This is a genomic window from Halomonas hibernica (assembly GCF_013183775.1).
Lineage (GTDB): Bacteria > Pseudomonadota > Gammaproteobacteria > Pseudomonadales > Halomonadaceae > Vreelandella > Vreelandella citrativorans.
This window is the reverse complement of sequence record NZ_VIFN01000041.1, coordinates 1-1,216: the sequence shown is the minus strand read 5'-3', so window position 1 is coordinate 1,216 and position 1,216 is coordinate 1. Positions and strand designations below refer to the sequence as shown.

Genomic DNA, 1,216 nt, shown 5'->3' with positions numbered 1-1,216 from the left:
ATAATCGCAGAAAACATTTAAACTGTAAGCTTTTTTTAAAACAGTTTCAGCAATAGGCGATATATTGTATGCAGTTGCTCCACCGGCATATGTAGTTAAAAAATGGTTAGCCTCCCAGTCAAAGGATCCATTATCTTTCAAAATCATGGGTAAAGGATGGCGCGTTTTTTCTTTACCAGATCCGCCGATTGTTAAGAAGGATAAGTCTGGTGACTTACCGATAATTACTTTGGACATATGTTAACTCTGATGAGGTTGGTATAGATATATTGGGTTTGTGATTTTTAAAAAATCACACCTTCCAGTATTCTGAAAGTGACATAGTTTATGTGCCCGAGTGATTGACCACTCGCTTGGAAATATCTCAGGACGTTGGATTGCCATTCCTTTATTCCTTCTATCGACGGTTGACAGCGTAGCAACTTCTGAGGGATATGGTGATTGTACAGCCAAGAGTAGCGCTTGAGCGTGTGTTCCATATCTTCACTTGAAGCATAGCACTGAAGCATCAGCTCGTCCCTAGCGCGGCTGTTGAATCGCTTCACTGTACCGTTCGTCTGTGACTTTCCCGGCTTGATCAGACTGGGTTTGATACTAGCGGCCTGGCCTTCCGGATCGAAGGTGGAGGGGGGCTTCCCACCTGCCCGAGTGAAGCGAACGATGAACGACTTAGCATTGTATGCGAGCAACGTCTGTTAACTGCTACACGCATCATGAACTTCTTGACAGACTGGCCGCGCCTTACTTCCAGATAGACGAGGCGTGTAGCACTATCGATGGCGACATACAGGTAACATTTCCGCTCTTCGGCATGCATGTGAGGCAGATGTTTGACATCAATATGCGCGTACCCAGGCCCGTAGTCGTTGAAGGGCTTATGCTGGGGCTTACCAATATATCTGGCAGCCTGAGGTACAAATTCTGCCAGTGTTGATACTTTGCGACGTTTGAGCATGTGATGCAATCCTGAGTGAGATAGCCGAGGGTTCATGTACTCACATGCCACGTCGAGTAGGTCTTCCATGCCGAGGCACAGAAATACGAGGGCGACGATCAGCACCTCTTCTCGCCAGAGAATGAGTGTGGATAGCAGGTTGTGATGGTATGCGGTCGTTCATAGACAACATCATGGTAAGCTTAAAGCTCCTGTGAATATAAATAATTCTATAATGTGTGCGGTATTGTTTTCTATCCGAAAAATTCCAACTAATAATTT

At 45.4% G+C, this 1,216-nt stretch carries 1 protein-coding gene and 1 pseudogene; both read right to left on the bottom strand.

The genetic code is table 11. From position 1 onward, the window contains the following. A partial coding sequence (locus tag FKN99_RS17725) for a hypothetical protein (protein WP_216658165.1) occupies positions 1 to 237 on the bottom strand: 237 nt, incomplete at its 3' end. Between the two features lie 88 nt (positions 238 to 325). Further along, a pseudogene (locus tag FKN99_RS18195) lies at positions 326 to 1,134 on the bottom strand (integrase core domain-containing protein); the annotation flags it as partial. Between the last annotated feature and the right edge of the window lie 82 nt (positions 1,135 to 1,216).